Consider the following 25,145-nt stretch of genomic DNA (forward strand, 5'->3'; position numbering starts at 1 on the left):
GACGGGAGGGGAGCGATGACCTCGGCAGGACGTGTGCAACAGGACACGCAGGACGTGGCCACGGCTCGCTTCCTGCGGTGCGCTGCCGTCTTCCTGCCCGCGTCGCTGCCGAGGGACGGGCGAGTCGCCTTCTGGGACCCGGACGACGGTCCGCTTCCGGAGGTCGAGCCGGCCGGGCCGGCCGAGGGCGCCGAGATCACTGTCGTGCGGCGTCACGGGCAGCAGGGTGAGGTGCGTGTTCGCGCCGTTCCCGCCGTCCTGCTGCCCGTCGCCGACGCCCTGCCCCTGCTGGTCCGCGCCCGGCACCGGCAGTCCGCTCATCCGGCCGCCCGCTGCTGGGGAGCGGCCGCACTCCATGGGCTCGACCTGGTGGCACGCGGCCGACTGGTCCCCGGTCTGACGGCCGAGGACCACGACGCCTGGCGGGCCGGTCCGCGCGACGCCGAGGACATCGCCCATCTGCGCGCGATCGCCGCGGCCATGCCGCCCGAGGCACATGCCGTGCCGCTCCCGGACCGCACACCGCTTCAGCTCCCGGACCCCGAGTCGCTGGTCGGTGCGTTCCTCGACGCGGTCGCCGACACCCTGCCCCGGACACCCGCGGCGGCGTACGCGATGGGGGCCCCCTTCGCGGCCCGCGAGGCCCAGCATCTGCCCCGTGCCCGCGACTGGGCCGCCGAGGTCGCTGCCGGTCTGGACGCGGGGGTACGGGTGTCGCTCCGGCTCGACCTGTCGGCGTACGAACTCTTCGACACCGCCGACACGTACGGCGGCCCCGACGCCGACGACACCACCGAAGACACCGCGGACATCCACCGCGGCGCCGCGCGGCATGCCGCCGCGGCGATCACGCAGGTGCACAGCCTGGCCGACCCGACGTACGTCATCGACGCCGCCGCACTGTGGAACGGCGGTGGCGGAGAACCGTTCGGGCCGCGGGCCCGGATCGACGCCGTGCTCGCACTGCGCCGCGCCGCCCGCGTCTGGGCGCCGCTGGAACGGCTGCTGGACCTGCCGGTCCCCGACGTGCTCGCCCTCACCGAGGATGAGCTGTACGAGCTGCTGAGCGACGCCGGGGCGCGGCTGGCGGCGGCAGGCGTGAGCGTCCACTGGCCGCGCGAACTCGTCCGCTCCCTCACGGCGACCGCCGTCGTACGACCCGCGCCCGGCTCGGCCACCGACGGCACCTCGTTCTTCGACGCCGAGCAGCTCTTCTCCTTCAACTGGCAGCTGTCGCTGGGCGACGAGCAGCTCACCGAGCGGGAGATGGACATCCTCGCGGAGGCCCACCGCCCGGTGGTGCGCCTGCGGGACCAGTGGGTCGTCGTCGACCCCGCGCTCGTACGCAAGGCACGCAAGCGTGAGCTCGGCCTGCTCGACCCGGTGGACGCCCTCGCCGTCGCGCTGACCGGCAGCGCGGAGGTGGACGGCGAACAGGTCGAGGCGGTGTCCGCCGGTGCCCTCGCCGAACTCCGCACCCGCATCCTCGCCGACGACGCCACCGTCGAGCCGCCGCCCGGACTGGACGCCACGCTCCGCGACTACCAACTGCGCGGCCTGGCCTGGCTCGACCGGATGACATCGCTCGGCCTCGGCGGCTGCCTCGCCGACGACATGGGACTCGGCAAGACCATCACCGTCATCGCCCTGCATCTGCGCCGCGCGCACCCCGCACCCACCCTGGTGATCTGCCCCGCCTCCCTCCTGGGCAACTGGCACCGGGAGATCAACCGCTTCGCCCCAGGTGTTCCCGTCCGCCGCTTCCACGGCACCGACCGCACGCTCGACCACCCCGACGACGGCTTCGTCCTCACCACGTACGGAACGATGCGGTCCAGCGCCGCCGAACTCGCCCAGCACAGCTGGGGACTTGTCGTCGCCGACGAGGCGCAGCACGTGAAGAATCCGCACTCGTCCACCGCGAAGGCGCTGCGCACCATCCCGGCCCCGGCCAGGATCGCCCTCACCGGCACCCCCGTGGAGAACAACCTCTCCGAGCTCTGGGCCCTGCTCGACTGGACCACCCCCGGGCTGCTCGGCCCCCTCAAGGCGTTCCGTGCCCGGCACGCCCGGATCGTCGAGAACACGGGCACCGCGGCAGGACTCGGGAACGAGGAAGCGATCGAGCGCCTCTCCCGGCTGGTCAGGCCGTTCCTGCTGCGCCGCAAGAAGTCCGATCCGGGCATCGCCCCGGAGCTGCCGCCGAAGACGGAGACCGACCACCCCGTCTTCCTCACCCGCGAACAGGCCACACTGTACGAGGCGGCGGTACGCGAGACCATGGCGTTCATCGAGGCCTCCGAAGGCATCGCCCGCCGCGGACTGATCATGAAGCTGCTGGCCTCGCTCAAGCAGATCTGCAACCACCCCGCGCAGTATCTGAAGGAGGAGCCGACCCGCCTCATCGGCCGCTCCGGCAAGCTCGCCCTGCTCGACGAACTCCTCGACACGATCCTCGCCGAGGACGGCTCCGTGCTGATCTTCACCCAGTACGTGACGATGGCCCGGATCCTCTCCGCCCATCTCGCCTCGCGCGCCGTCCCGTCCCAGCTCCTGCACGGCGGTACGCCGGTGGCCGAACGGGAACGGATGGTGGACCGCTTCCAGTCCGGCGAGGTACCCGTCTTCCTGCTCTCCCTCAAGGCGGCGGGCACCGGACTGAACCTCACCCGCGCCGCCCACGTCATCCACTACGACCGCTGGTGGAACCCGGCGGTCGAGGAGCAGGCCACCGACCGCGCGTACCGCATCGGCCAGACCCAGCCCGTCCAGGTGCACCGGCTGATCGCGGAAGGCACCGTCGAGGACCGGATCGGCGAGATGCTGGTGGCCAAGCAGGCCCTGGCCGACGCGGTGCTCGGCACCGGAGAGACCGCGCTGACCGAACTCAGCGACCGTGACCTCGCCGACCTCGTCTCGCTCCGGAGGCCGTCATGAGCCCCCGCTCCCGGCCCGCGTCGTACGTCCGCGCCCGCCTCGGCCCCGACGACCTGCGGCGCACCTTCGACGCCGTGCCGCCCCGCACGTCCGACGGCGGCGAACCGTTCGCGGACAGTTGGTGGGGCCGGTCCTGGGTGGCGGCGCTGGAGTCCCTGTCGATGGACGAGGGGCGCCTCGCCCGCGGCCGTACGTACGCCGACAGTGGCCATGTCGCCGCGATCACCGTGACTCCCGGCCGCGTCGTCGCCTACGTCCAGGGCAGCCGCCCCCGCCCGTACCGGACCGAACTGCGGCTGCGGACCCTCACCGACACCGGCTGGGACACCTTCCTCGACGCCGTCGCCGAACGGCCCGGCCATCTCTCCGCGCTGCTCGCCAAGGAGATGCCGCACGGCCTGGTCGACACGGCGGCCGAGACCGGCATCGGACTGCTGCCCGCCGCGGACGACCTCGACCCGAGCTGCTCCTGCCCCGACCACGGCCGGCCCTGCAAGCACGTCGCCGCCCTCTGCTACCAGATGGCCCGCCTGCTCGACACCGACCCCTTCGTCCTCCTGCTGCTGCGCGGCCGGGGCGAGCGCGAACTCGTCGAGGAGCTGGGCCGGCGCAACGCCGCGCACTCCGCCAGGGAACGGCCCACGGCCGCCGTCACCCCCTCCGTGCCGGCGCGTGAGGCGTTTGCCGACCGGTTCCTGCCGCCGCTGCCCTCCCCGCTCCCGGAACCCGCGCATCCCGGCCAGCCGCCCTCGTATCCCGAACTGCCCGGCGCCCGCGACCCGCTCGCCCTCGACCACCTCGCCACCGACGCGGCGGCCCGCGCGCTCACGCTCCTCACCACCGGACACGATCCGCTCGCCGGGCTCACCCCCTGGCAGGACGCCGTCCGGCTGGCCGCCGCCCGCCCCACCGCCGGGCTCACCGCCACCACCCGCGCCCTCTACCGCGAGCTCGCCTACGCCACCGGCCGCACCACCACCGACCTGGCCCGCGCCGTCGCCGCATGGCGCCAGGGCGGCGCCGAAGGGCTGGACGTCCTGGAGAACCCCTGGGCCCCCCCGGCCGGTCCCTTCGACCGGGCCCGCCCCGCCCTCGCGGCCGGCGACTTCCCCCGCTTCCAGCCCTGGCGGAACCGCCTCACCCACCCCGAGGGCACGCTCCAGCTCCGCTTCGGCCACGACGGCCGCTGGTACGGCTACGAATCGGACCGGGACAAGGACGACTGGTGGCCCCGCGCGATGCCGGACACCGACCCGGTGGGCGCACTCATGGCTCTGCTCGGCCGCTGACACCGGCTCCGCCCGGACTCCCTGGCTGTCTGTCAGCTCCGCAGGTGGACGAAGACAGCGATCAGCAGCGCGAAGGTGACCGGAAGAAGGATCAGCCGCGCCTTCCGGAACGACTCGCTCTCCTGCTGGGCCGGCCCGCGGTCGGCGCCGTGCGCCGTCGCCGGACGCTCCCCGGCCCTATCGGTGATCGTCTCCATGGTCGGCAGCGACGGCGACCCGTCGCAGTGCGTACTGCCGGAGCGGATGCCGAACGAGCGGGTGCGGGTGCGGACGGAGCTCTCGCACCGGGACGCCCGACGTTGCGATCGGCCACATGGCCGCAGTCGTCGCGGCGGCCGTGCGACCCAGGACGGGCGGTGTCGTCAGAAATCGGCGGTCGTACGCTCGTCCAGGCGGCCCACCGAGTCCTGGGCGTATGCGTTCTCGTACGCGTTGCGGATCCGCTCGATCTGCGAATCGCGCACGCGTGACTCGGTCGCCGGGTAGAGCAGGATCACCTCGTAACTGCGCTCCCGCTCGATCACCCCGCGGGAGTCGCGCCACTGGCCGCGGCCGTCCTGGATGGTCAGGCCCCTCGGGAAGCGTGGGGTGATCTCCTCGTCGACGAAGGCGAGGAACTGCTGGTCGGTCACAAGGGGCCCGCCGTCCAGGCGTTCCGTACCGAAGAGCAGCCGAGTCTCCATGTAGGCCTTGCCGCGGGCGAGAGCGGCCGACGCGGCGGGCTGCGAGGCGGCGGGCGTGCCGCTGCCGAGGGTGGCGTATGCGACAGGTTCGCCCACGGCCAGTACGGCGAAGGCGGCGGCTGCCACCGTGAGTGCGATGGGCCGCCTCGGGCCGTGCCGGCTGTCGTTGCTGCAGGTTTTCGGGCTCGGGTGGCCGGGGCGGCTGGTCGAGTGGGGGAGGAGCGACACGGGGGTGGCCCTTCGTTCGGAGGAGGGGGTGGGCGCGGACCGCGCGCGGCTCACTGTGACAAGGGGCCCTCACCGGAGAGCGGTGGGACATGGCGGCGCGGGGGAAATCACCCGTACCGGTGACGGGGCAGGCGTGGGAGACGGAGTAGCCGGAGAGCCGATCTTCGCCAAAAACCCTTCGTTCCGGTCGGGTTGGCGGTGCTAACTTCCCTCGCGTGGCGAAACTCAATCAGATCATCGCAGTGGAGAAAGGCGTCAAGTCCAAGGCTCACCAGGACCTGACGGCGGCACATCACGGCCTCCAGAAGGCCGGGCTGCTCGCCGGGATCTCCCGGACCTACCAGCCGAAGGACGAGGAGGGTGAGCAGCTTCCGCCCGAGTCGACGCTGGTGCAGATCAAGGCCGAGGACGTGCTGCGGAACACCGCGGCGACGCTGACCCGGCTTTTCGATGTGACCGCCACGAAGGACTGGGCGAACTGTGCGGCCCGCGCGGATGTGAAGGTCGACGGCCGCGTGCTCGTGGCCGAGGTGCCGGTGTCGTATCTGCTCTTCCTGGAGAAGCAGCTGACGGACATCAATACGTTCGTGCGCAAGCTGCCGGTGCTCGACGCCGCCGAGGCGTGGACCCAGGACCCGTCGACGGACTCCTGGAAGACCGAACCGGTCCGCACCCTGCGCACGAAGAAGGTGCCCCGCAACCACGTCAAGGCGGAGGCCACCGAGAAGCACCCGGCGCAGGTCGAGGTGTACTACGAGGACGTCCCGATCGGCTACTGGACGACCGTGAAGTTCTCCGGGGCTCTTCCCGCGCGGCGTATCAACGAACTCCTGGACCGGGTGGAGAAGCTCCAGCAGGCTGTGAAGTTCGCCCGCGAGGAGGCCAACGGCGTGGACGTCACCGACCAGCGGGTGGGTGATGCGGTATTCGGCTACCTCTTCGGGTAGCCGACCATGGATTCCCCGGCCGCATTGTCACGGCCGGGGTGCGCGAGGAGCGCAAGCTGAAACTGAAGCTTGTCGTGACGACGCGGTTCCAGTGGAGGTTCGAGTCCTCCCCCCGGCATTTGCGTACATTCCCTGTACGCGGGCGGGCCGGGGTAGCCCAACTGGCAGAGGCAGACCGCGATCAATCTCAGACTCTTGCTCCAGACTCAGCATTCGCCGCCGATCGCCGGATCAAACGGGCTCGGGCCCATGCGCGTCGAGATGTTGGTTCGACTCCAACCCGCGGAGCTTCGATCTGCGGTCGTCTAAAGGAAGGACGCGGCGACATTACGACTGACCCGGGCTCTTAAAAGTGCCGGCGTGCCGAATGGGCGGCATCACTCAGGGCCCGGGGGCCGGCTACGCCCCCGGGTCCGCTCCCGTTTCCGATCCCTGCCGCGTTCCGTCGGCGAGCGATACCCCGCGCCCGGCGAAGAACCGCTCGAAGTCGGGCAGGGGCAGTTCCGCGGCCCGCGTCGTGGCCGTCGTGCCCGACGGGTTGTGGAAGTGGACCCCGTCGCCGTCCGGCGTACGGGACGTCAGCAACACCAGATGACCGCCCCGGCCCGGAGCCGGCCGCTCCGGATGCCGGATCCCGTAGTGCACCGACGCCATCACCGTCCGCCCCTCGTCCAGCAGGGCCACGATCTCGTCCGTCGACAGGTGGCGGTGGACGGTGGCATCGACGCCGTGCACCTCCCGCACGTACTGTGCGAAGGGCGCGTAGACCAGGCCCCGGATCGCCCCCTCGGCATCCTCCGTGTACGCGCCGTACTTGAGCGCTCCGTCACGCAGGGCGAACAGCCGAGGGGCGCCGGTACCGAGCGCCATGCGCAGACAGGTCACACCGCACAGGTGACCTGCCCAGCGCGCGTACTCGGCGGGCGATTCAGCCCCCGAGTCCGCCCAGCCCGGGTCGGCGGCCGGATCGAGTCCGCCCTCGACGATCCGGCCCACGAGTTCGGGCGAGGCGAACTGCGTATGGACGGCGAACCGGCAGGTGGGGCAGGTCACTGGCGGTATCCGTTCAGGAAGCGGCCGATGCGGCTGATCGCCGCGTCGAGATCGTCGGCGTAAGGGAGGGTCAGGATCCGGAAGTGGTCGGGACGCGGCCAGTTGAAGCCCGTGCCCTGAACCACCTGTATCTTCTCCCGCAGCAGCAGATCGAGGACGAACTTCTCGTCATCGACGATGTTGTGCACCTTGGGATCGATGCGCGGGAACGCGTACAGCGCGCCCTTCGGCTTCACGCACGACACTCCGGGGATCTCGTTGAGCTTCTCCCAGGCCCGGTTGCGCTGCTCGTACAGCCTGCCGCCCGGAGCCACCAGTTCCCGGATGGACTGCCGGCCGCCGAGCGCGGCCTGGATGGCGTACTGCGCGGGGGCGTTCGGGCACAGCCGCATGGAGGCGAGCATCGTCAGGCCCTCCAGATAGTTGCGGGCGTGCTGCTGCGGGCCGGACACCACCATCCAGCCGGAGCGGAACCCCGCCACCCGGTACGTCTTCGACAGGCCGCTGAAGGTGAGACAGACCAGGTCGGGGGCGAGGACTGCCACGCTGTGGTGCTCGGCGTCGTCGTACAGGATCTGGTCGTAGATCTCATCGGCGAGGACCAGCAGACCGTGCCTGCGTGCCAGGTCGAGGATGCCTTCCAGGATCTCGCGCGGATAGACGGCGCCGGTCGGGTTGTTCGGGTTGATGATCACGACGGCCTTGGTACGTTCGGTGATCTTCGATGCCATGTCGGCGAGGTCCGGATTCCAGTCCGACGCCTCGTCGCAGGTGTAGTGCACGGCCTTGCCGCCGGCGAGGGTGACCACCGCGGTCCACAGCGGATAGTCGGGCGACGGGATCAGCACCTCGTCGCCGTCCTCCAGCAGCGCCTGTACGGACATGGAGATCAGCTCGGACACCCCGTTGCCGAGGAAGATGTCGTCCACCCCGACATCGGTCAGCCCCATCGCCTGGTAGCGCTGCGCCACCGCGCGGCGGGCGGAGAGGATGCCGCGCGAATCGCTGTAGCCGTGGGCCTGCGGGAGCATCCGGATCATGTCCTGGACGATCTCCTCCGGCGCCTCGAATCCGAAGAGTGCGGGGTTGCCCGTGTTGAGGCGGAGCACGCTGTGGCCCGCCTCCTCCAGGGCGTTGGCGTGCTCGATGACCGGGCCCCGGATCTCGTAACAGACCTCGTTGAGCTTGCTGGACTGCCGGAATTCCATGCGGTGCCTCCCCGACCCGATTGCGATACTTGGTTTTACCAAGCCTGGGCTTGGAAAGTCCAACAACATGTCTAGACTGCGTCGCATGCCACGTCAGCAGCAGCCACTCGCACGCCCCGTGCGCCGCCGGAGTTACGACCAGTTCTGCGCCACCGCCCGGGCCCTCGACTCCGTGGGGGACCGCTGGACCCTGCTGATCGTCCGTGAACTGCTGGCGGGGCCACGCCGCTACACCGATCTGCACGCCGACCTTCCCGGCGTCAGCACGGACGTCCTCGCGTCCCGGCTCAAGGACATGGAGCAGGGCGGCCTGGTCACCCGCCGCAGGCTGCCGCCGCCCGCCGCCGCGTCGGTGTACGAACTGACCGAGCGCGGCCACGGGTTGCTGCCGGTCCTCGCCGCGCTCGCCGAGTGGGGCGCGCCGGCGATCGGCGATCGGCGGCCGACGGATGCGGTGCGGGCACACTGGTTCGCGCTGCCGCTGCTCCGTGCGCTGGACGCGCTGACCCACGCGGGAGTCGTCGAAGTCCGACTCGATGAGGGGGAGTTCCACGTGCGCGTGGGCGGATCGAGTGGGCCGCTCGACGGTGCGGGGGTGTACGGGGACGGACCCGCCGCTCACGCGGATGCCCGGATCGTGCTCGACGACGAGGTCTGTCTCGCGCTCGGGCGAGGCGAATTCACGCTCGCCGAGGCCGTGAAGGACGGGCGCGTCGAGGTCGTGGGCGAGGGTCCGCTGGCCGGAGAGCTTCGGGGTGAATGACTGGCATGTGACTGTCGCATGACCGTCGTGTCCGAATGATTCCGCGTATCAACTCCCGGGTAGCGTGGGGGCATTTGGGATGTCTACGTCGATGCCGAGAGGGTTCGCATGAGAATAGGCAGGCAACGGGAACGGCAGGAACGGCAGGACCAGCACGGGCAGCAGGTGCGACTCGGCAAGGCCCTGGTCGGTGGTGGTTGTGTGGCCGCGCTCGGCCTCTTACCGTCGGCGGCCATGGCCGCGCCCGGCAGCGGGGTGAGCGGCACGGTGGTCGCGAAGGGAACGTCGACCGGGAAGCTGAAGGTCAAGACGCCGAAGGGCCGGACGGATGTGACCTTCCGGACGATCACCGTGGAGCCCGGCGGCTCCACCGGCTGGCACACCCACAGCGGTCAGGTGATCGCCGTCGTCCAGTCGGGGACGCTGACGCGCACACTGGACGACTGCTCGGTCGAGGTGATGGCCGCGGGCACGTCTTTCATCGAGCCGTCCGGCGCCCATCGCCCCCACATCGGACGTAACCTGGGCAGCGAGCCGGTCGTGCTCTGGGTGACCTATCTGCTGCCCGAGGGCAGTGCACTCTCCGACGACGCCGATGCGGTGGACTGCGACGCGAAGAAGTGACGTGGCGCGAGACGCTTGCCCACCTCCGTCGCCGGCGGTCGGTCGGCGAGCGTCTGCCCGTACGCCCGCGAATGGTGCTGACGGTCGTTCTGACGACACCGTGGGAGAAGGTTGTCCTCGCGGCCTTCCTGATCGGCGGAATGGGGAGCGGTGAGGCGGCACGCGCTCGCCGAGCGGTTCGGCGTCCCGTTCCACTTCGCGAGCCCGACGTACCCGACGACGAGGCACCCCGCTGGTGGGACGGCCGACGCTGACGCACCGATCCTGGGGCGATGATGGTCGGGTGCGATTCGAAGCGATCACCTGGGAACGGCTGGCCGAAACCTTTGCCGGGTACGCCGACGGGCTGAAGCCGTCCGACGGTGGGCCGTGGCTCAAGGTCGGCGTCGACGGCGCTCCGGCCGCCCGCACCGGGGAGCTGGCCGAGCGTGTCGCGCAGGAGCTGAGGATCCGTGGCCGCGCCGTGCTCGTCGTGTCCACCGAGGGGTTCCTGCGCCCGGCGAGCCTGCGCTACGAGTACGGCAAGCAGGACCCCGACTCGTACGTCGACAGCTGGTTCGACACGGGAGCCCTCTGGCGTGAGGTCCTCGGGCCGCTGGAGGCGGGCGGCAGCGGGCGGGTGCTGCCCGATCTGTGGGACCCGGTGACGGACCGGGCCACCCGCAGCCCGTATCAACACCTTCCTGAGGGCGGTGTTCTGGTGATGCACGGGCCATTGCTGCTCGGGCACTGGTTCCCGTTCGACCTGAGTCTCCATCTGCGGCTCTCGCCGGGTGCGCTGCGGCGGCGCACCGAGGAGAGCGAGCGGTGGACTCTGCCCGCTTTCGCGCGGTACGAGGAGGAGGTGGAGCCCGCCGGGCGTGCGAACGCGGTCGTCCGGGCCGACGATCCGCTCCACCCCGCCTGGACCGGGCTGCCCGGGGGCGGGTAGGTCACCCGCCGGGTCGGCCGCCGACCGTTCCGACCGCCTCGGCCCCCGATCGGCAGCCCGCCGCCGCGGCCGTGGCCTCGTCCGCCCCTGCCAGCCGCGCCGCGAGGAACCCTCCGGTGAACGCGTCGCCCGCCCCGGTGGAGTCCACCGCTGCGCGCACCGGAACGGCCGGAACACGTCCGGTCACCGTCCCTCCGGCGGCGAGCAGGGCGCCTTCCTCGCCCAGGGTGACGACGACCCGAGGGAACATCAGGCTCAGCTTGGCGGCGGCGTCGGCCGGTTCGGGGAGTCCGGTGAGCAGCCGGGCCTCGTCCGCGTTCGGCAGCAGCAGCTCCGCTCCCTCCACTGCCGTCAGGAACGTGTCGACGCCGAGTTCGGCGAGGAAGCCCGCGGAGGCTGGATCCACGCTCGCCGGGATGTTCCGCCGCCGGGCCTCCCGCAGGGCGAGCAGGGCCGTCGCGCGGCTCGTCGCGGCGAAGAGGAGATAGCCGGACAGATGCAGATGCGCGACGCCGTCGAGCAGGGACGGCGACCAGTCGGCGGGGCAGAGGCGCAGCACGGCGCCGCTGTCGGTGAGGAAGGTGCGTTCGGCCGCGGAATCGACGAGCGCGACGACGGTGGCGGTCGGCGCTCCGTCGTCCACCACCAGCAGAGGACGCACCCCCGCCCGCCGCAGCGCATCCTCGTGCCAGGCCGCGGAGTCCGCGCCCACCCGTGCCACCAGTCGCACGTCCCGGCAGCCCGAACGCGCCGCCCAGCAGGCGGCATTGGCGCCGGCCCCGCCCGGCAGCGTGCTGATCCGGGCCGCCGTGTCCGTGCCGTGGACGAGTGGCGAGACATGCCGGGCCACCACATCTGTGACCACGTCCCCGACGACGAGCAGGCCGCCGCCGGTCACTGGGATCCTGCCGAGTCCCGCGCCGACGGTCCCTCCTGGACCGTGGCCCAGGCGATGGCGATCCGCGCCGCAAGCGATACGTTTCCGCGCACCGCCGCCACGTTGGCGTCCAGCGACGCCCCTTCGGTCTGCCGCATCAGATGGTCGAGCAGGAAGGGTGTGACGGCCTGGCCCGTGATGCCGTGCTCCCGGCACGCGTCCAGCGCCTGGGCCAGTACGCGGTCGTGCAGGGCGGGATCCAGCTGGTCCTTCTGCGGTACGGGGTTGGCGACGATCAGAGCCGCGGGGGGACCGCCGAGCGTGTCCCCGGCCCGCATCACTTCCGCGACATCCTCGGGCGTACGCACCGTCCAGTCCACCGGCTCCCCCGAACTGCTGAGATAGAAGCCGGGGAAGTGCTCTGTGCGGTAGCCGAGCACTCCGACCCCGAGTGTCTCCAGGCGCTGCAGTGTCGCGGGGACGTCCAGGATCGACTTCACGCCCGCGCACACCACGGTGATGTCGGTCCGTGCGAGCAGCCGGAGATCCGCGGACTCGTCCTGGGTCTCGGTCCACTCCCGGTGTACACCGCCGAGGCCGCCCGTCGCGAAGACGCGCAGCCCGGCGCGGGCCGCGAGGAACGCTGTCGCGGACACGGTCGTCGCCCCGCTCGCTCCCGCCGCCAGCGCCGGAGCGAGGTCCCGGTGTCCGAGCTTGCGCATCGTCGGATCCTCGGCGACCCGCTCCAACTCGGACTTGTCCAGGCCGACATGGGCCCTGCCGTTCAGTACGGCAATCGTCGCGGGGACCGCCCCCGCGGACCGTACGAGCTCTTCCAGCTCTTCCGCGACCCGTAGATTCCGGGGTCGCGGCAGACCGTGCGCGATGATCGTCGACTCCAGTGCCACGACGGGGCGGTGCGCGGCGAGAGCTTCCCGTACCTCGGTGGAGAGGGCCGGTGCGTACGGGTGGGCGCGGTGCGGCGCGTTCGGTGACATGTCCACATCCCTGTCGCGGGCGGTCCGACCTCAAACGTGTCCCGGGAGCCGAACAGCCATCGGCTGTGGGCCCTTCCCTTCCGCGACGCGTCGTTCGACGCCGTCGTGCACGCCATGAGCACCACGTCGACACCACCGCGGCAGCCGGGCGGCGCACCCGCACGAGGAGGACCGGCCGGCCTTCTTCCAGTCGGTCCTGGTGGCACGACGTTCCGACGCGGTCGCTAGGGTGACCGACCATGACCACACTTGATCAAGTTCCCGCCTCCTTCGCCGTGCACATCCCGGACGCCGACCTCGAACCGGAACCGCTCGACCCCGCGCAGATCGTCTCGGGCGAGCCCGTGGTGACCGGCAAGGTGCTCTGGGAGTCGCCGGACGGCAAGCAGCTGCGGGGGATCTGGCAGATCACGCCCGGCGTGGTCACCGACACCGAGGCCAACGAGCTGTTCGTCGTCGTCAGCGGGCGTGCGACCGTCGCGGTCGAGGACGGCGAGACGCTGGAGATCGGCCCGGGGGACGCCTGCGTCCTGCGCGAGGGCGACCGTACGACGTGGACCGTGCACGAGACACTGCGCAAGGCCTACCACATCAGCCTCTGAGCGCCCGGCGCCTGCCCGGCGGGCGCCTGCGGTCCGGTGCCGCTCCCAGGTCCCGCGGCCCGGTCAAGTGGTCCGGTCCCGCGGCCCGGTCCCGCAGTCCGGTGCCGCGGTCCGGTGCCGCGGTCCGGTCAGGTGGTGGCGGGCCGGGACAGCGCCCGGCGCAGCGCCAGCGCCGCCATCGGCAGCAACAGACAGGCGCCGGCCGCGTTCAGCCAGCCGTAACCCGCCTGGGAGACGACCACCCCGGCGACCGCGCCGCCGATGCCCGCAGCCGTGTTCATGGTCAGGTCCGACAAACCCTGCACGGCGGCGCGGGCGGGCTGCGGCACGGAGTCGGTGAGGAGCGCCGAACCGGCCACCAGACCCGCCGACCAGCCGAGCCCGAGTACGAACAGGCCGGCGGCCGTCTGGCCATGACTGGGACCGGCCGTGCCGGCCAGCAGCGCTGCGCAGGACAGCAGCCCGACGGCCAGACCGATCACGGCGAGCCGTCCGAAGCGGTCGGAGAGCCAGCCCATCACCGGTGAGAACGCGTACATGCCCGCGATGTGGCCGCTGATGACCAGGCCGATCAGCTGCAGGTCCGCGCCGTGGTGGCCCAGGTCGACCGGGGTCATCACCATGATCGACACCATCGCGGTGTGCGATCCGGCCACCGTCACCAGCGCCAGCCGGGCCATCGGCGAGGCCCGCACCGCCGCGATGCCCGCCCGCAGCGAACGGCCGCCCGCGGAGCGGCTGTCCTGCGGGGCCAGCGCACGCGCGGTGAGCAGCGGATCGGGCCGCAGCAGCACCGCGACCACTACCGCGGCGAGCAGGAAGATCCCGGCAGCCCAGAGGAACGGTCCGGCCGTCTCGGGTATGGAGGTGGACCGGAAGACCCGGCCCGCCGGAGCCGCAATGTTGGGGCCGAGGACCGAACCGATCGTGGTGGCCCAGATGACGGTGGAGATCGCGCGGCCGCGACGGTCCGGCTCGGCCAGGTCGGCGGCGGCGAACCGCGCCTGCAGATTGGCCGACGAACCGGCACCGAACCCGGCCATGCCGAGCAGCAGCAACGGGAAACTGCCCACCACGGCGGCCACGACCACCAGCCCCGCGCCCAGCGCTCCGATCAGATACGCGAGAACGAGGCCGGGGCGTCGGCCCCGCGAGGTCATCAGCGCGGCCAGCGGCAACGACAGCAGCGCCGTGCCGGTCACCGACGCGGTCGGCGCGAGACCCGACAGTGCCTCGGAGCCGCTCACCTGTGTTGCCAGCACGGGGGCCAGGGCGATACCGATGGGCACACCGAGGCCGCCGAGGATCTGAGAGGCGATCAGCACTGCGGACGTCCTGCGCCGAAGAGCGGGCAGCTCCGCCGCCGTGACGGGTGCCGCCCCGGTGGGCCCGCCTGGTTCGCCGGGTCCGCTGGGGGAGTCAGGTGCATCGAGGGTGTTGGTCACTGACGGAGTGTGCCAGCTCGCACGTGGGTAAGAAAACGGGTTCTGGGCCGGTCGGGGCACGCCGGCTCAGAACAGCGGCTGCGGCAGAACTCCTTCCAGCGCCAGCAGCTGCCGCTTGGTCTCCAGGCCGCCGCCGAACCCGCCGAGTCCGCCGTCGCTCTCCACCACCCGGTGGCAGGGCACCACCACGGGCAGCGGGTTGGACCCCATGGCCGCCCCGACCGCCTGCGCAGCCCCCGACTGCCCCACCCGCGCGGCGAGATCCCCGTACCCGACGACCGTTCCGTACGGCACGCCCGTCGCCAGCTCGCGGAGCACCTGGCGGTTGAAGCCTGAGGTGAGCGACCAGTCCAGATCGAGCGAGAACTCCCGCAACGAACCGGCGAAGTACTCCACGAGCTGGCGTATCGGCTCGGTGAGGCGCCCGGAACCGGGCGCCTCCACCGGCTCCGTCCCGAGACGGGTGCGCAACAGCCCGACCGCCCTGTCCCGCACGGCGGGCCCGGCGTGGAAGACCACGCTCACCAGCCCCGCGTCGGTCGCGGCAAGCAGCAGCGGCCCGATGTCGCTCCCGACGACGGCCCACTCGACCCTGCCGCCGGCATCGCCGCCGTCGGCACCCCCGTTGTTGTTCATGGAATCCACCGTACGGCCGGCCACTGACAACGGGGGGCGCGATGCTCCCTCCGGTCGTCAGCCGGTGGCCTCGCGCACCACGTCGGGGGTGTTGGTGATGATCCCGTCCACGCCGAGGAGGTCCACCTTCACGGCGGTCGCCGCATCGTTGACCGTCCAGGTGTCGACCCTCAGCTTCTTGCCGTGTGCGCCCTTCAGCGCGTGCACGGCGGCGACGTAGTCGGCGTCGATCGACGTGTACGACGGGTTGATCTGGTCGGTGAACGCCGCGTACGACGTCAGATCGGCGATCGCCGGGGTGCCGAGGAAGCCGGTGGTGATGTCCGGACGCTGCTGATGGACCTTCTTCAGACTGCCCGCGTCGAAGCTCTGGATCACGAGTCGGCTCCTGACGTGATCGCGGTCGAGCCACCCGGCCCGGCGCAGCACCCGCAGGGTCTCCTTCTCGATGCCCGGATAGAGTTTTGGGCTCTTGATCTCCAGCAGCAGCTTCTGCCGGTTGCGCCCGATCCGGTCCAGGTACTGCGTGAGCGTGGGGACCCGGGTCCCGGTGTACCGCGCACCGAACCAGCTGCCCGCGTCCAGCCGGGCGATCTCCGAGGCCGTGAAGTCCTTGACCGCCCACGGCGCACGGTCAGGGAAGACGTCCTCGACGTCGGTGGTCCGCTTCAGATCGGTGTCGTGGATGACGACCGGCACACCGTCCCTGGTGAGCTGGACATCGTTCTCCACCCAGTCGAAGCCGAGACGGTCGGCCCTGTCGACGGCGGCCAGGGTGTTCTCCGGCGCGTACGCCGAGGCACCCCGGTGGGCGAAGACGACCGGGGCGGCGGTGGACCTCCCGCCGGCCTGCGCGCCGACCGTCCGGATGCCGGTCACTGTCTCCGTTCCCGTGGCCGAGCCGGTGTCCGTGGCCGGTGAACGGGGGGTGGGAAGCAGCAGCGCACCGACGCCCAGCAGGGCGGCGGCGAGGGAGACGGTTGCGGTGCGTGCGTGCACGTGTACTCCTTGCGGCAGAGCGACGGACGGGCCGACTGTGACAGCCGTCTCCCGACGAGGGGCGGGCGAAGGATGGCCATCACGTGAACGCGGCAGGCAGGACGGGGTCACGGGCCGGTTTCCGAGTCGATAAAATGCAGCTCTTCTGTTTGTTTGCCGAGACTTGCGCCCTAGGGTCACCCCGAACCCGGGCTTCCTCGAAGGGCGTACGAGCATGCAGGGCACAATCGACGGTTTCAGCTATGGAGTGGTGACGCCCATCGCGGCGTTCCTCATGGCGTGCCTCGGCGCTGCCCTCGGGCTGCGCTGCACGACGCGGTCGCTGCGCACCGAGCGTTCCTTCAAGGCCGGCTGGCTCGCCCTCGGGGCCACTTCCATCGGCTCCGGCATTTGGACGATGCACTTCATCGCGATGATGGGCTTCAGCGTCGACGAGACGTCGATCGGCTACGACACCCCGATCACGTTCGCCAGCCTGGCCATCGCGATCGTCATGGTCGGTATCGGCATCTTCATCGTCGGCTATCGGGGCGCCACCCCCATGGCCCTGGTCACCGGCGGCACCATCACCGGACTCGGCGTGGCCACCATGCACTATCTCGGCATGGCCGGCATGCGCCTCGAGGGACAGCTCGAGTACGACACGCTCACCGTTTCGCTCTCCGTCGTCATCGCCGTCGTCGCCTCCACGACCGCACTGTGGTCGGCGGTCTCCATCCACGGCTTCCTGCCCAGCCTCGGCGCCAGCGTGGTGATGGGCGTGGCCGTGAGCGGGATGCACTACACGGGCATGGCCGCGCTCAGTGTTCATCTGCACCCCGCGGCCGTCGCGGAGTCCGTGACCGACAGCGGGCCGACCTCGGCCCTGATCCCGCTGATGATCGGCCCGGCCTGCTTCCTCCTGCTCGCCGCGGTGGTCGTGATGTTCGATCCCCTGGTGGTGCTGGGCTCCCCGGAGTGGGACGACCCCCGCAACGGAGTCGGCGCCGGTCGGCCCCCCGGCATACCCGCCCAGCGCCAGGTCCCGCGCTTCGGTACCCACGCCGACCCGGCGTCGTTCCAGTCGCAGCACCGGGACTCTCCGCGGCCCCGGGACCGGTGACCGGCCCCGGTTGTCAGTGGGGGGCCGTACCGTGGTTCCATGCGGCCCGTTTCGAAGATCGAACGTTCGGTGGCGCCTTTCGAGGTCGTCAGTCCCTACCAGCCCAGCGGTGACCAGCCCACTGCCATCGCCGACCTGGAGCGGCGTATCCGGGCAGGTGAGAAGGATGTCGTGCTGCTCGGCGCGACCGGCACCGGTAAGTCGGCGACCACCGCCTGGATGATCGAGAAGCTGCAGCGCCCCACCCTGGTGATGGCGCCGAACAAGACCCTCGCCGCCCAGCTGGCGAACGAGTTCCGCGAGCTGCTCCCCAACAACGCCGTCGAGTACTTCGTCTCGTACTACGACTACTACCAGCCCGAGGCGTACATCCCGCAGTCGGACACCTACATCGAGAAGGACTCGTCGATCAACGACGAGGTCGAACGACTGCGCCACTCCGCGACGAACTCGCTGCTCACCCGCCGCGACGTCGTCGTGGTCGCCTCGGTCTCCTGCATCTACGGCCTCGGTACGCCGCAGGAGTACGTGGACCGCATGGTCCCGCTCACGGTGGGGGAGGAGATCGACCGCGACCAGCTGCTGCGCCGCTTCGTAGAGATCCAGTACACGCGCAACGACGTCGCGTTCACCCGTGGCACCTTCCGGGTGCGCGGCGACACCATCGAGATCTTCCCGGTCTACGAGGAGCTCGCCGTCCGCATCGAGATGTTCGGCGACGAGATCGAGGCGCTCTCCACCCTCCATCCGCTCACCGGCGAGGTGATCAGCGAGGACCGCGAGCTCTACGTCTTCCCCGCCAGCCACTACGTGGCGGGCCCGGAGCGCATGGAGAAGGCGGTCAACGGCATCGAGCGGGAGCTGCAGGAGCGCCTCGACGAGCTGGAGAAACAGGGCAAGCTGCTGGAGGCCCAGCGGCTGCGGATGCGCACCACGTACGACATCGAGATGATGCGCCAGATCGGCACCTGCTCCGGCATCGAGAACTACTCGATGCACATGGACGGCCGCGAGCCCGGCACCGCCCCCAACACCCTCCTCGACTACTTCCCCGAGGACTTCCTGCTCGTCATCGACGAGTCGCATGTCACCGTGCCGCAGATCGGCGCGATGTACGAGGGTGACGCCTCCCGCAAGCGCAGCCTCGTCGACCACGGCTTCCGGCTGCCGTCCGCCCTCGACAACCGCCCCCTGAGGTGGGAGGAGTTCACGGAGCGGATCGGTCAGACCGTCTATCTCTCCGCCACCCCGGGCAAGTACGAGCTGTCCCGCGGCGACGGGTTCGTGGAGCAGATCATCCGCCCCACCGGCCTCGTCGACCCGGAGGTCGTCGTCAAGCCCACCGAGGGCCAGATCGACGACCTGGTGCACGAGATCCGCAAGCGCACCGAGAAGGACGAGCGGGTCCTGGTCACCACCCTCACCAAGAAGATGTCCGAGGATCTCACGGACTACTTCCTGGAGCTGGGCATCCAGGTCCGTTATCTCCACAGCGATGTCGACACGCTCCGCCGCATCGAGCTGCTCCGCGAACTGCGCGCCGGGGAGTACGACGTCCTGGTCGGCATCAACCTCCTCCGCGAGGGCCTCGACCTGCCCGAGGTCTCCCTGGTGGCCATCCTCGACGCCGACAAGGAGGGCTTCCTGCGCTCCGGGACGTCCCTCATCCAGACCATCGGCCGCGCGGCCCGCAATGTGTCCGGCCAGGTCCATATGTACGCGGACAAGATCACCCCGGCGATGGAGAAGGCCATCGACGAGACCAACCGGCGCCGGGAGAAGCAGATCGCGTACAACACCGAGCGCGGGATCGATCCGCAGCCGCTGCGCAAGAAGATCAACGACATCGTCGCGACGATCGCCCGCGAGGAGATCGACACCGAGGAGCTGCTCGGCACCGGCTACCGCCAGGGGAAGGCCGTCAAGGCACCCGTTCCCGCGCTCAGTGGCAAGGCGGCCAAGGCGGGAAAGGCGGCCGGAGCCAAGAAGGCCGGCGCGGTGGTCACGGACCGGCCCGCCACCGAGCTCGCCGGGATCATCGAGGAGATGACCGACCGGATGCGGGCGGCCGCCGCGGACCTGCAGTTCGAAGTGGCCGCCCGACTGCGCGACGAGGTGGGCGAGTTGAAGAAGGAGTTGCGCCAGATGCGGGAGGCGGGCCTCGCCTGACCCACCGCAGCCGGTGTGTTGCAAGACCGACACAAAAATGCTCCGAAGCTGCTGCGCCTTCGGCGTGACTGCGTAGGGTGCTGGGCAGCCGCACGGACGGGTGCGGGGCAGCGGAGAGGGGACAGCGCGTGACGGTCAACATGACCAAGGGTCAGGCCATCAACCTGCAGAAGAGCGACGGGGGGACCCTGACCGCGGTACGGATGGGGCTCGGCTGGCAGGCGGCGCCGCGCCGCGGTCTGTTCGGCTCGCGCACACGGGAGATCGACCTGGATGCCTCGGCGGTGCTGTTCGCCGACAAGCAGCCGGTCGACGTGGTCTTCTTCCGTCACCTCGTCAGCGACGACGGCTCGGTGAAGCACACCGGCGACAACCTGGTCGGCGGCGCCGGTTCCGGTGGCGACGACGAGGCGATCCTCGTCGACCTGCAGCGGGTGCCGGTCCACATCGACCAGATCGTCTTCACGGTGAACTCCTTCACCGGCCAGACGTTCCAGGAGGTGCAGAACGCGTTCTGCCGCATCGTCGACGAGACCAACGGCCAGGAGCTCGCCCGCTACACGCTGGACGGCGGCGGCCAGTACACCGCCCAGATCATGGCCAAGGTGCACCGCGTGGGCGCCGGGTGGCAGATGACCGCTCTCGGCAACCCGGCCAACGGCCGCACCTTCCAGGACCTGATGCCGGCGATCCTGCCGCACCTGTAGGCACAGCCGGACCGCTCGGGTCCGTATCGGTAGGGGCAGCTCCCGGAGGCAACGGCCGCCGGGAGCTGTCCCGCATGGCACCGCACCGCGGCATCACGCCGACAGACAGCGCACCGCGCAGCATCAACTCGTCGAGGGGACAGGGCAATGACGGCCGAGCTGGTCCGGGGGCAGAACCACACCTTGCCCCAGACCCGTCTGGAGATCCGGGTATCGGCCGGTACGCCCGTCGTGGCCGGTGCCACGCTCGGCGACGAGCAGGGCACGGTGCACGGCATCGAGTGGATCGCCCACCCGGGCTCGCCCCAGCTGCCCGGACTCGAAGTGTCCAAGCAGGCCGCCGCCGAGCACCGGCTCGCCGTGGACCTCGACGCCCTGCCCGCCTCGGTGCACCGCGTCACCGTGCTGCTGGCGCTGCCCATGGGCGTCGGTGGCCCGGTCAGCTTCGGTGCGGTCGCCGCACCCTTCGTCGCTGTCACGGGCCTCGAAGGCACCGAGATCGCCACCTTCACCCTCACCGGTCTCGACAGCGAGTCCGCGGTCGCCGCCCTGGAGCTCTACCGCCGCCAGGGCGCCTGGAAGGTCCGCGCGGTCGGCCAGGGCTATGCGGGCGGTCTCGCCGCGATGCTCGCCGACCAGGGGGTGTCCGGTGCGCAGGAGCTGGCCCGGTCGGTCCATGAGGCGGTCGCCCGGGGCGTGGCCCGCTCGGTGGCGCCGCCCCCGCCGCGCACCCCGGAAGGCGACCGGGTCCGCCACGCCGGCACGGCCTCCGGCCAGCAGCCGCCCGCGACACCTCCCGCCGCACCGATCGGCGACCCGGCCCCGGCAGCCACCCCGCTGCCCGGCCCCGCACAGCCCCGACCGGCAGGCGACGCGGTCCCCGCCGCGGGGCCCACCCCGGGTCCCGCCACGAGTGGCCCCATCAACTACGCACACCCGCGCCGCCAGTCCGCGGCGCCCCCGCCACCCCCGCCCACCGCACCGCCCGCCGAACCGGGCCGGCCCGCCCGGCCCGTCGCCGGGGACGCGACCGGCTGGTCCATGGAGGAGCGTCTCTACAACCAGGTCTGGGGCATGTTCGAGGATCTGGCCCGCACCACCGCCGCCTACCGCAGCGCCGTCGATTTCGCCGAGTCCCGCATGGACCAGGAGCTCGACCGGGCCCTGTCCGACCCGCGCAACCGGATCGGAGGAGCGGGCGACCGGGCCCGCGAGGAGGCCCGCACCAAGCGCGACCAGCTGACCGCCCGGGCCCGCGAGGCGCTCGACCGCGATCTCGCCCAGCTCGCCGCCGAGTCCGCCGTCGTCGAACCCGCACTCCCCGCCGCGTACGCGGGCTGGGACAACCCCGTCTGGCACGCCTACCGCGTCCCCATGGAGATCCCCATGGCCCTGCGGATCGGTGACCTCCATCTGCCCGAGAGCGTCGGCCTGCGCATCCCGCTGCTCGTACGGCTGCCGCTGGAGCGCGGAATCTGGGTCGACAGCGGGCGTACAGCCTCCGAGGCGGCGGCCCTGACCGGTGCGGACCAGCTCCGCCGCCTCGCCATGGAGAACGCCGTCGCGCACGCGGCCCGGCTGCTCGCCGTCTACCCGGCGGACGAGTTCTCCGTCCATGTCATCGACCCCGCGGGCTCGGCCGCAGCGGCGCTCGCGCCCCTGGTCGACTCCGGGGTGCTTGCCGCGCCCGCCGCCGGCGCCGGAGGAGTGGCCTCGGTCCTCGCCCACCTCACCCGGCGCGTCGACCTCGTGCAGATGGCGATCCGGGCCGGCGCCGCCGATGCGCTCCCGCCGGACCTGGACACCGCCGAGCAGTTGTTGATCGTCAACGACTTCCCGCACGGCTTCGACGACCGGGCCGTCACCCAGCTGCGCTACCTCGCGGACGAGGGCCCCTCGGTCGGCGTCCACCTGCTGATGGTCGCGGACCGGGAGGACGCGAGCGCGTACGGGCCGGTGCTCGACCCGCTCTGGCGCTCCCTGCTGCGGATCACCCCGGTCGCCGACGATCACCTGGCCGATCCCTGGGTCGGCCACGCCTGGACGTACGAGCCGCTGAGGACTCCGCCCGGCAGCCGGGTGCTGCAGAACGTGCTCGCCCAGGTGGCCGCCGCTCGTCGTGGCGGGCGGCCTTGACCCATCGGACCATCCCTGACCTGCGCTTTTGAAAGATCTTTTTACTGGCCTTTACCTTTTCTTGGTATTCCCTGTACTGTTCTTCGAACGGAGGGGAGTACTCCCATACGCGACGTGCCCGTCAGTACGGACTGTGACCGGTCCCGGGGCGTCGGCCCGTGGCGCGCACCCGGTGCGCCAGGGTGGAAGAGACCTCCGGCAGCGACGACGCTGATCAGTAGCCGTAGCGAACTGCCGGAGGCGCAGTGGACGTTTCATGGACCCTCTGGGCACTGACCATTCTTGGTCTGTCAGCCCTTATCGCCGTCGACTTCTTCATCGGGCGCAAGCCTCATGACGTGACGACCAAGGAAGCCGGAATCTGGACGATCATCTGGATCGCGCTGGCCGTACTCTTCGGACTCGGCCTGCTCGTGTTCGGCGAGAGCCAGGCATCGGGCGAGTTCTTCGCCGGCTTCATCACCGAGAAGTCGCTCAGTGTGGACAACCTCTTCGTCTTCGTCCTGATCATGGCGAAGTTCTCGGTGCCGTCCCATCTCCAGCAGCGCGTGCTGCTGGTCGGCGTGCTGATCGCGCTGGTTCTGCGAGCGATCTTCATCGCTGCGGGCGCCGCGGTCATCGCCAACTTCTCGTGGGTCTTCTACATCTTCGGCGCGTTCCTGATCTACACCGCCTGGAAGCTCATCCAGGAGGCGCGGGCCGACGAGGAGGAGGACGAGTTCGAGGAGAACCGCCTCCTCAAGTCGATCGAACGCCGCTTCGGTGTCGCCGACAGGTACCACGGCACCAAGCTCTTCATCAGGAACAACGGCAAGCGCGTCCTGACCCCGCTGATGGTCGTCATGCTCGCCATCGGCACCACCGATGTGCTGTTCGCGCTGGACTCCATCCCCGCGATCTTCGGGCTGACCCAGGACCCGTACATCGTCTTCACCGCCAACGCCTTCGCCCTGATGGGGCTGCGGCAGCTGTACTTCCTCATCGGCGGTCTGCTGAAGAAGCTGGTCCACCTCAGCTACGGGCTCTCGGTCATCCTCGGCTTCATCGGCGTCAAGCTGGTGCTGCACGCCCTGCACGAGTCCGGGGTGCATGTCCCCGAGATCTCGATCCCGGTCTCGCTCGGCGTCATCTGCGGCGTGCTGGTGATCACCACGATCACCAGCCTCATCGCCAACAAGAAGCAGGCCGCGGCCGAGGCCGACCGTGAGACGGAGGAGAGTTCTCGCATCGAGGCCTGATGCGGCGGTGCGGGTGGGCGGTGCAACCGCTCACCCGCACTCTCATGTCACCAGCCGCGTGCGCGCCACTCGGGCAGCTGCGGACGCTCGTCGCCGAGCGTCGTGTCGTGGCCGTGGCCCGGATAGACCCAGGTCTCGTCGGGCAGCACGTCGAAGAGCTTGGTCTCCACGTCATGGAGCAGGCTCGCGAACGCTTCGGGGTCCTTGCGGGTATTGCCGACCCCGCCGGGGAAGAGGCAATCCCCGGTGAACAGATGCGGGGCGCCGTGCGGGTCGTCGTAGACCAGCGCGATGGAGCCCGGGGTGTGACCTACCAGATGGCGCGCGGTCAGGGTGACCTGCCCCACCCGGATCGTGTCGTCGTCGTCTACCAGCACATCGGTCGGGACCGGAATGCCCTCGGCGTCGTACCGCCCCGCATAGGTACGCGCACCGGTGGCCGCCACCACCTCGCCCAGCGCCTGCCAGTGGTCGCCGTGCTGATGGGTGGTGACGACGGACGCGATGGAGTCGTCACCGATCAGCCGCAGCAGGGTGGGGGCCTCGGCGGCCGCGTCGATCAGGAGCTGCTCGCCGGTGGCCCGGCAGCGCAGCAGATAGGCGTTGTTGTTCATCGGGCCGACGGCGACCTTGGAGATCATCAGGTCCGTCAACTCGTGTACATCCGCAGGTCCGCCGACCTTGACCGTTCCGCTGTACGTCATACGTCTCAGCCTATAGCGGCGGCAGTACGGGAAGAGGGCCGCCGTCGACCTTCAGGACCGATCCGTCGCGGCGTCCGGCGAGCCAGCCGAGCAGCTCCGGCGCCGGGCCGCGGACCGCGACGGCCGGGCCCTCGGCGCCGCCACCCGTGGTCCAGAACCGGCCGTCGTCGGCGGTCAGACCCGTGGACACGACCTCCGGGTGACGGCCGAACCGCTCCGCGAGGAAGTCGATCTCACGGGCCACGAATTCGTCCGGAAGGTCCTCGAGCTCGTAGCCAATCCCCAGGTCGACATGGTGCAGATCGACCTCGATCCAGCGGCGGAAGGGGACCCGGGAGGCGGAGTCGGTCACGCCGTTGCGCATCGTGATGGTGCGGGACCAGTCGGCCGGCGCGGCGGCGGCGGCCAGGAAGCGGGCCGCGCTCTCGCGCAGGTCGGCCAACTGTTCGGTGAGCGGCCGGGGTGCGTCGCGCTCGATGTCCCGATCGCGGGTTTCGCTGTCTGCGTACATAGGACGGCCCTGGAGAACATTTACGAGCGCGTCGGCGTTACGGGAAAGGTGTACAAGGACATGGCCCCGGCTCCAGCCGGGCAGCCGTGACGGTTCGGCGGCGGTGACGTCGTCCAGTTTCACCGTCGCGCTGAGCAGTCGATCCGTCGCTTCACGTACGGCTGCCAGGTCGTGCGCGTGATCAATCATGCGGCTGAGCCTAGCCTCGGCACTCGTTCGGGTGAAGGAGTCATCGACCGTCCGTAAATCGAATGCGCGTGCTATACGCTCGGAGTCGAAAAGCTTCGTACACCGCTGTGGCGCCCCCCATACCCTGGGACAGGGGCTCAGTTCCCCCATTTCTCTCTAGAAAGGTGCG

General features: G+C 70.7%; 23 protein-coding genes and 1 pseudogene. 13 read left to right on the plus strand and 11 right to left on the minus strand.

The features are described 5' to 3' along the window. Positions 1 to 15 precede the first annotated feature (15 nt). Positions 16 to 2,937 carry a DEAD/DEAH box helicase gene (locus tag OG972_RS30475; RefSeq protein ID WP_266986868.1) on the plus strand — a complete coding sequence of 974 codons (2,922 nt, stop codon included), beginning with the start codon at positions 16 to 18 and terminating at the stop codon, positions 2,935 to 2,937. Then, positions 2,934 to 4,226: an SWIM zinc finger family protein gene (locus OG972_RS30480; RefSeq protein ID WP_266986870.1), complete on the plus strand. Its 1,293-nt coding sequence runs from the start codon at positions 2,934 to 2,936 to the stop codon at positions 4,224 to 4,226. Before OG972_RS30475 ends, OG972_RS30480 begins: the two co-directional genes overlap by 4 nt. A gap of 32 nt (positions 4,227 to 4,258) precedes the next feature. On the opposite strand, the gene OG972_RS30485 is transcribed toward OG972_RS30480, so the two are convergent. Both OG972_RS30485 and OG972_RS30490 read right to left on the minus strand, forming a co-directional pair. Beyond that, positions 4,259 to 4,423 carry a hypothetical protein gene (locus OG972_RS30485; protein WP_266986872.1) on the minus strand — a complete coding sequence of 55 codons (165 nt, stop codon included), beginning with the start codon at positions 4,421 to 4,423 and terminating at the stop codon, positions 4,259 to 4,261. Positions 4,424 to 4,588: 165 nt separating this feature from the next. Continuing rightward, complete coding sequence (locus tag OG972_RS30490; protein ID WP_266986874.1) at positions 4,589 to 5,035, minus strand: DUF3574 domain-containing protein; 447 nt, start codon at positions 5,033 to 5,035, stop codon at positions 4,589 to 4,591. A gap of 317 nt (positions 5,036 to 5,352) precedes the next feature. Between OG972_RS30490 and OG972_RS30495 the strand changes: the two genes are divergently transcribed. Beyond that, positions 5,353 to 6,084: a hypothetical protein gene (locus tag OG972_RS30495; protein WP_266986876.1), complete on the plus strand. Its 732-nt coding sequence runs from the start codon at positions 5,353 to 5,355 to the stop codon at positions 6,082 to 6,084. Between the two features lie 32 nt (positions 6,085 to 6,116). Continuing rightward, a pseudogene (locus OG972_RS30500) lies at positions 6,117 to 6,202 on the plus strand. Positions 6,203 to 6,483: 281 nt separating this feature from the next. On the opposite strand, the gene OG972_RS30505 reads toward OG972_RS30500, so the two are convergent. Together OG972_RS30505 and OG972_RS30510 are read right to left on the minus strand one after the other, a co-directional pair. Next, positions 6,484 to 7,137 (minus strand): C39 family peptidase, encoded by a 654-nt coding sequence (locus tag OG972_RS30505; protein WP_266986878.1) that lies wholly within the window; start codon positions 7,135 to 7,137, stop codon positions 6,484 to 6,486. Beyond that, on the minus strand, positions 7,134 to 8,345 hold the full coding sequence (locus tag OG972_RS30510; RefSeq protein ID WP_266986880.1) for a pyridoxal phosphate-dependent aminotransferase: 1,212 nt from the start codon (positions 8,343 to 8,345) through the stop codon (positions 7,134 to 7,136). Before OG972_RS30510 ends, OG972_RS30505 begins: the two co-directional genes overlap by 4 nt. A gap of 85 nt (positions 8,346 to 8,430) precedes the next feature. On the opposite strand from OG972_RS30510, the gene OG972_RS30515 reads away from it, so the two are divergent. The 3 genes from OG972_RS30515 (at position 8,431) to OG972_RS30525 (ending at position 10,663) form a co-directional block, all read left to right on the plus strand. Further along, positions 8,431 to 9,108: a winged helix-turn-helix transcriptional regulator gene (locus tag OG972_RS30515; RefSeq protein WP_266986882.1), complete on the plus strand. Its 678-nt coding sequence runs from the start codon at positions 8,431 to 8,433 to the stop codon at positions 9,106 to 9,108. A gap of 108 nt (positions 9,109 to 9,216) precedes the next feature. After that, on the plus strand, positions 9,217 to 9,732 hold the full coding sequence (locus OG972_RS30520; RefSeq protein WP_266986884.1) for a cupin domain-containing protein: 516 nt from the start codon (positions 9,217 to 9,219) through the stop codon (positions 9,730 to 9,732). A 283-nt stretch (positions 9,733 to 10,015) separates the two neighbouring features. Then, positions 10,016 to 10,663: a uridine kinase gene (locus OG972_RS30525; protein ID WP_266986886.1), complete on the plus strand. Its 648-nt coding sequence runs from the start codon at positions 10,016 to 10,018 to the stop codon at positions 10,661 to 10,663. A gap of 1 nt (position 10,664) precedes the next feature. On the opposite strand, the gene OG972_RS30530 is transcribed toward OG972_RS30525, so the two are convergent. Beyond that, the gene (locus OG972_RS30530; protein WP_323135908.1) at positions 10,665 to 11,561 is read right to left on the minus strand and encodes a PfkB family carbohydrate kinase; all 897 of its coding nucleotides are present in this window, start codon (positions 11,559 to 11,561) and stop codon (positions 10,665 to 10,667) included. Next, positions 11,558 to 12,538, minus strand: coding sequence for a pseudouridine-5'-phosphate glycosidase (locus OG972_RS30535; RefSeq protein WP_266986888.1), 981 nt, complete (start codon positions 12,536 to 12,538; stop codon positions 11,558 to 11,560). The genes OG972_RS30530 and OG972_RS30535 overlap by 4 nt, the downstream gene beginning before the upstream one ends. 239 nt (positions 12,539 to 12,777) lie before the next feature. Between OG972_RS30535 and OG972_RS30540 the strand changes: the two genes are divergently transcribed. Next, complete coding sequence (locus tag OG972_RS30540) at positions 12,778 to 13,140, plus strand: cupin domain-containing protein (protein ID WP_266986890.1); 363 nt, start codon at positions 12,778 to 12,780, stop codon at positions 13,138 to 13,140. 128 nt (positions 13,141 to 13,268) lie between these two features. Here the strand turns inward: OG972_RS30540 and OG972_RS30545 are convergent, their stop codons facing one another. From OG972_RS30545 to OG972_RS30555, 3 genes are all read right to left on the minus strand, one after another. Beyond that, entirely contained in the window at positions 13,269 to 14,465 is a 1,197-nt protein-coding gene (locus tag OG972_RS30545; protein WP_266990805.1) for an MFS transporter, read from the minus strand. Positions 14,466 to 14,651: 186 nt separating this feature from the next. Then, a complete protein-coding gene (locus tag OG972_RS30550; RefSeq protein ID WP_266986892.1) occupies positions 14,652 to 15,221 on the minus strand; it encodes a methylated-DNA--[protein]-cysteine S-methyltransferase in 570 nt (189 codons plus the stop codon). A gap of 57 nt (positions 15,222 to 15,278) precedes the next feature. Beyond that, positions 15,279 to 16,220, minus strand: a complete 942-nt coding sequence (locus tag OG972_RS30555; protein WP_266986894.1) for a glycerophosphodiester phosphodiesterase family protein — start codon at positions 16,218 to 16,220, stop codon at positions 15,279 to 15,281. A 214-nt stretch (positions 16,221 to 16,434) separates the two neighbouring features. On the opposite strand from OG972_RS30555, the gene OG972_RS30560 reads away from it, so the two are divergent. The 5 genes from OG972_RS30560 (at position 16,435) to OG972_RS30580 (ending at position 23,572) form a co-directional block, all read left to right on the plus strand. Beyond that, complete coding sequence (locus OG972_RS30560) at positions 16,435 to 17,322, plus strand: MHYT domain-containing protein (protein WP_266986896.1); 888 nt, start codon at positions 16,435 to 16,437, stop codon at positions 17,320 to 17,322. 39 nt (positions 17,323 to 17,361) lie between these two features. Further along, a complete protein-coding gene (uvrB, locus tag OG972_RS30565; protein ID WP_266986898.1) occupies positions 17,362 to 19,491 on the plus strand; it encodes an excinuclease ABC subunit UvrB in 2,130 nt (709 codons plus the stop codon). A 128-nt stretch (positions 19,492 to 19,619) separates the two neighbouring features. Beyond that, positions 19,620 to 20,198 carry a TerD family protein gene (locus OG972_RS30570; protein WP_266986900.1) on the plus strand — a complete coding sequence of 193 codons (579 nt, stop codon included), beginning with the start codon at positions 19,620 to 19,622 and terminating at the stop codon, positions 20,196 to 20,198. Between the two features lie 147 nt (positions 20,199 to 20,345). Then, positions 20,346 to 22,334 (plus strand): TerD family protein, encoded by a 1,989-nt coding sequence (locus OG972_RS30575; RefSeq protein WP_266986902.1) that lies wholly within the window; start codon positions 20,346 to 20,348, stop codon positions 22,332 to 22,334. Between the two features lie 245 nt (positions 22,335 to 22,579). Continuing rightward, a complete protein-coding gene (locus OG972_RS30580; RefSeq protein WP_266986904.1) occupies positions 22,580 to 23,572 on the plus strand; it encodes a TerC family protein in 993 nt (330 codons plus the stop codon). Between the two features lie 47 nt (positions 23,573 to 23,619). On the opposite strand, the gene OG972_RS30585 is transcribed toward OG972_RS30580, so the two are convergent. Together OG972_RS30585 and OG972_RS30590 are read right to left on the minus strand one after the other, a co-directional pair. Next, positions 23,620 to 24,276 (minus strand): MBL fold metallo-hydrolase, encoded by a 657-nt coding sequence (locus tag OG972_RS30585; RefSeq protein ID WP_266986906.1) that lies wholly within the window; start codon positions 24,274 to 24,276, stop codon positions 23,620 to 23,622. 10 nt (positions 24,277 to 24,286) lie between these two features. Further along, positions 24,287 to 24,976, minus strand: coding sequence for a maleylpyruvate isomerase family mycothiol-dependent enzyme (locus OG972_RS30590; protein ID WP_266986908.1), 690 nt, complete (start codon positions 24,974 to 24,976; stop codon positions 24,287 to 24,289). Positions 24,977 to 25,145 lie beyond the last annotated feature (169 nt).

The sequence above is a fragment of the Streptomyces sp. NBC_01669 genome (assembly GCF_026339735.1).
GTDB classification, from domain to species: domain Bacteria; phylum Actinomycetota; class Actinomycetes; order Streptomycetales; family Streptomycetaceae; genus Streptomyces; species Streptomyces yanii.

Bases quoted from the DNA above. Each gene is read 5' to 3' on its own strand.
- OG972_RS30475 (WP_266986868.1), top strand. From the start codon at position 16: ATGACCTCGGCAGGACGTGTGCAACAGGACACGCAGGACGTGGCCACG.
- OG972_RS30480 (WP_266986870.1), top strand. From the start codon at position 2,934: ATGAGCCCCCGCTCCCGGCCCGCGTCGTACGTCCGCGCCCGCCTCGGC.
- OG972_RS30485 (WP_266986872.1), bottom strand. From the start codon at position 4,423: ATGGAGACGATCACCGATAGGGCCGGGGAGCGTCCGGCGACGGCGCAC.
- OG972_RS30510 (WP_266986880.1), bottom strand. From the start codon at position 8,345: ATGGAATTCCGGCAGTCCAGCAAGCTCAACGAGGTCTGTTACGAGATC.
- OG972_RS30515 (WP_266986882.1), top strand. From the start codon at position 8,431: ATGCCACGTCAGCAGCAGCCACTCGCACGCCCCGTGCGCCGCCGGAGT.
- OG972_RS30520 (WP_266986884.1), top strand. From the start codon at position 9,217: ATGAGAATAGGCAGGCAACGGGAACGGCAGGAACGGCAGGACCAGCAC.
- OG972_RS30535 (WP_266986888.1), bottom strand. From the start codon at position 12,538: ATGTCACCGAACGCGCCGCACCGCGCCCACCCGTACGCACCGGCCCTC.
- OG972_RS30540 (WP_266986890.1), top strand. From the start codon at position 12,778: ATGACCACACTTGATCAAGTTCCCGCCTCCTTCGCCGTGCACATCCCG.
- OG972_RS30550 (WP_266986892.1), bottom strand. From the start codon at position 15,221: ATGAACAACAACGGGGGTGCCGACGGCGGCGATGCCGGCGGCAGGGTC.
- OG972_RS30560 (WP_266986896.1), top strand. From the start codon at position 16,435: ATGCAGGGCACAATCGACGGTTTCAGCTATGGAGTGGTGACGCCCATC.
- uvrB (WP_266986898.1), top strand. From the start codon at position 17,362: ATGCGGCCCGTTTCGAAGATCGAACGTTCGGTGGCGCCTTTCGAGGTC.
- OG972_RS30575 (WP_266986902.1), top strand. From the start codon at position 20,346: ATGACGGCCGAGCTGGTCCGGGGGCAGAACCACACCTTGCCCCAGACC.
- OG972_RS30585 (WP_266986906.1), bottom strand. From the start codon at position 24,276: ATGACGTACAGCGGAACGGTCAAGGTCGGCGGACCTGCGGATGTACAC.
- OG972_RS30590 (WP_266986908.1), bottom strand. From the start codon at position 24,976: ATGATTGATCACGCGCACGACCTGGCAGCCGTACGTGAAGCGACGGAT.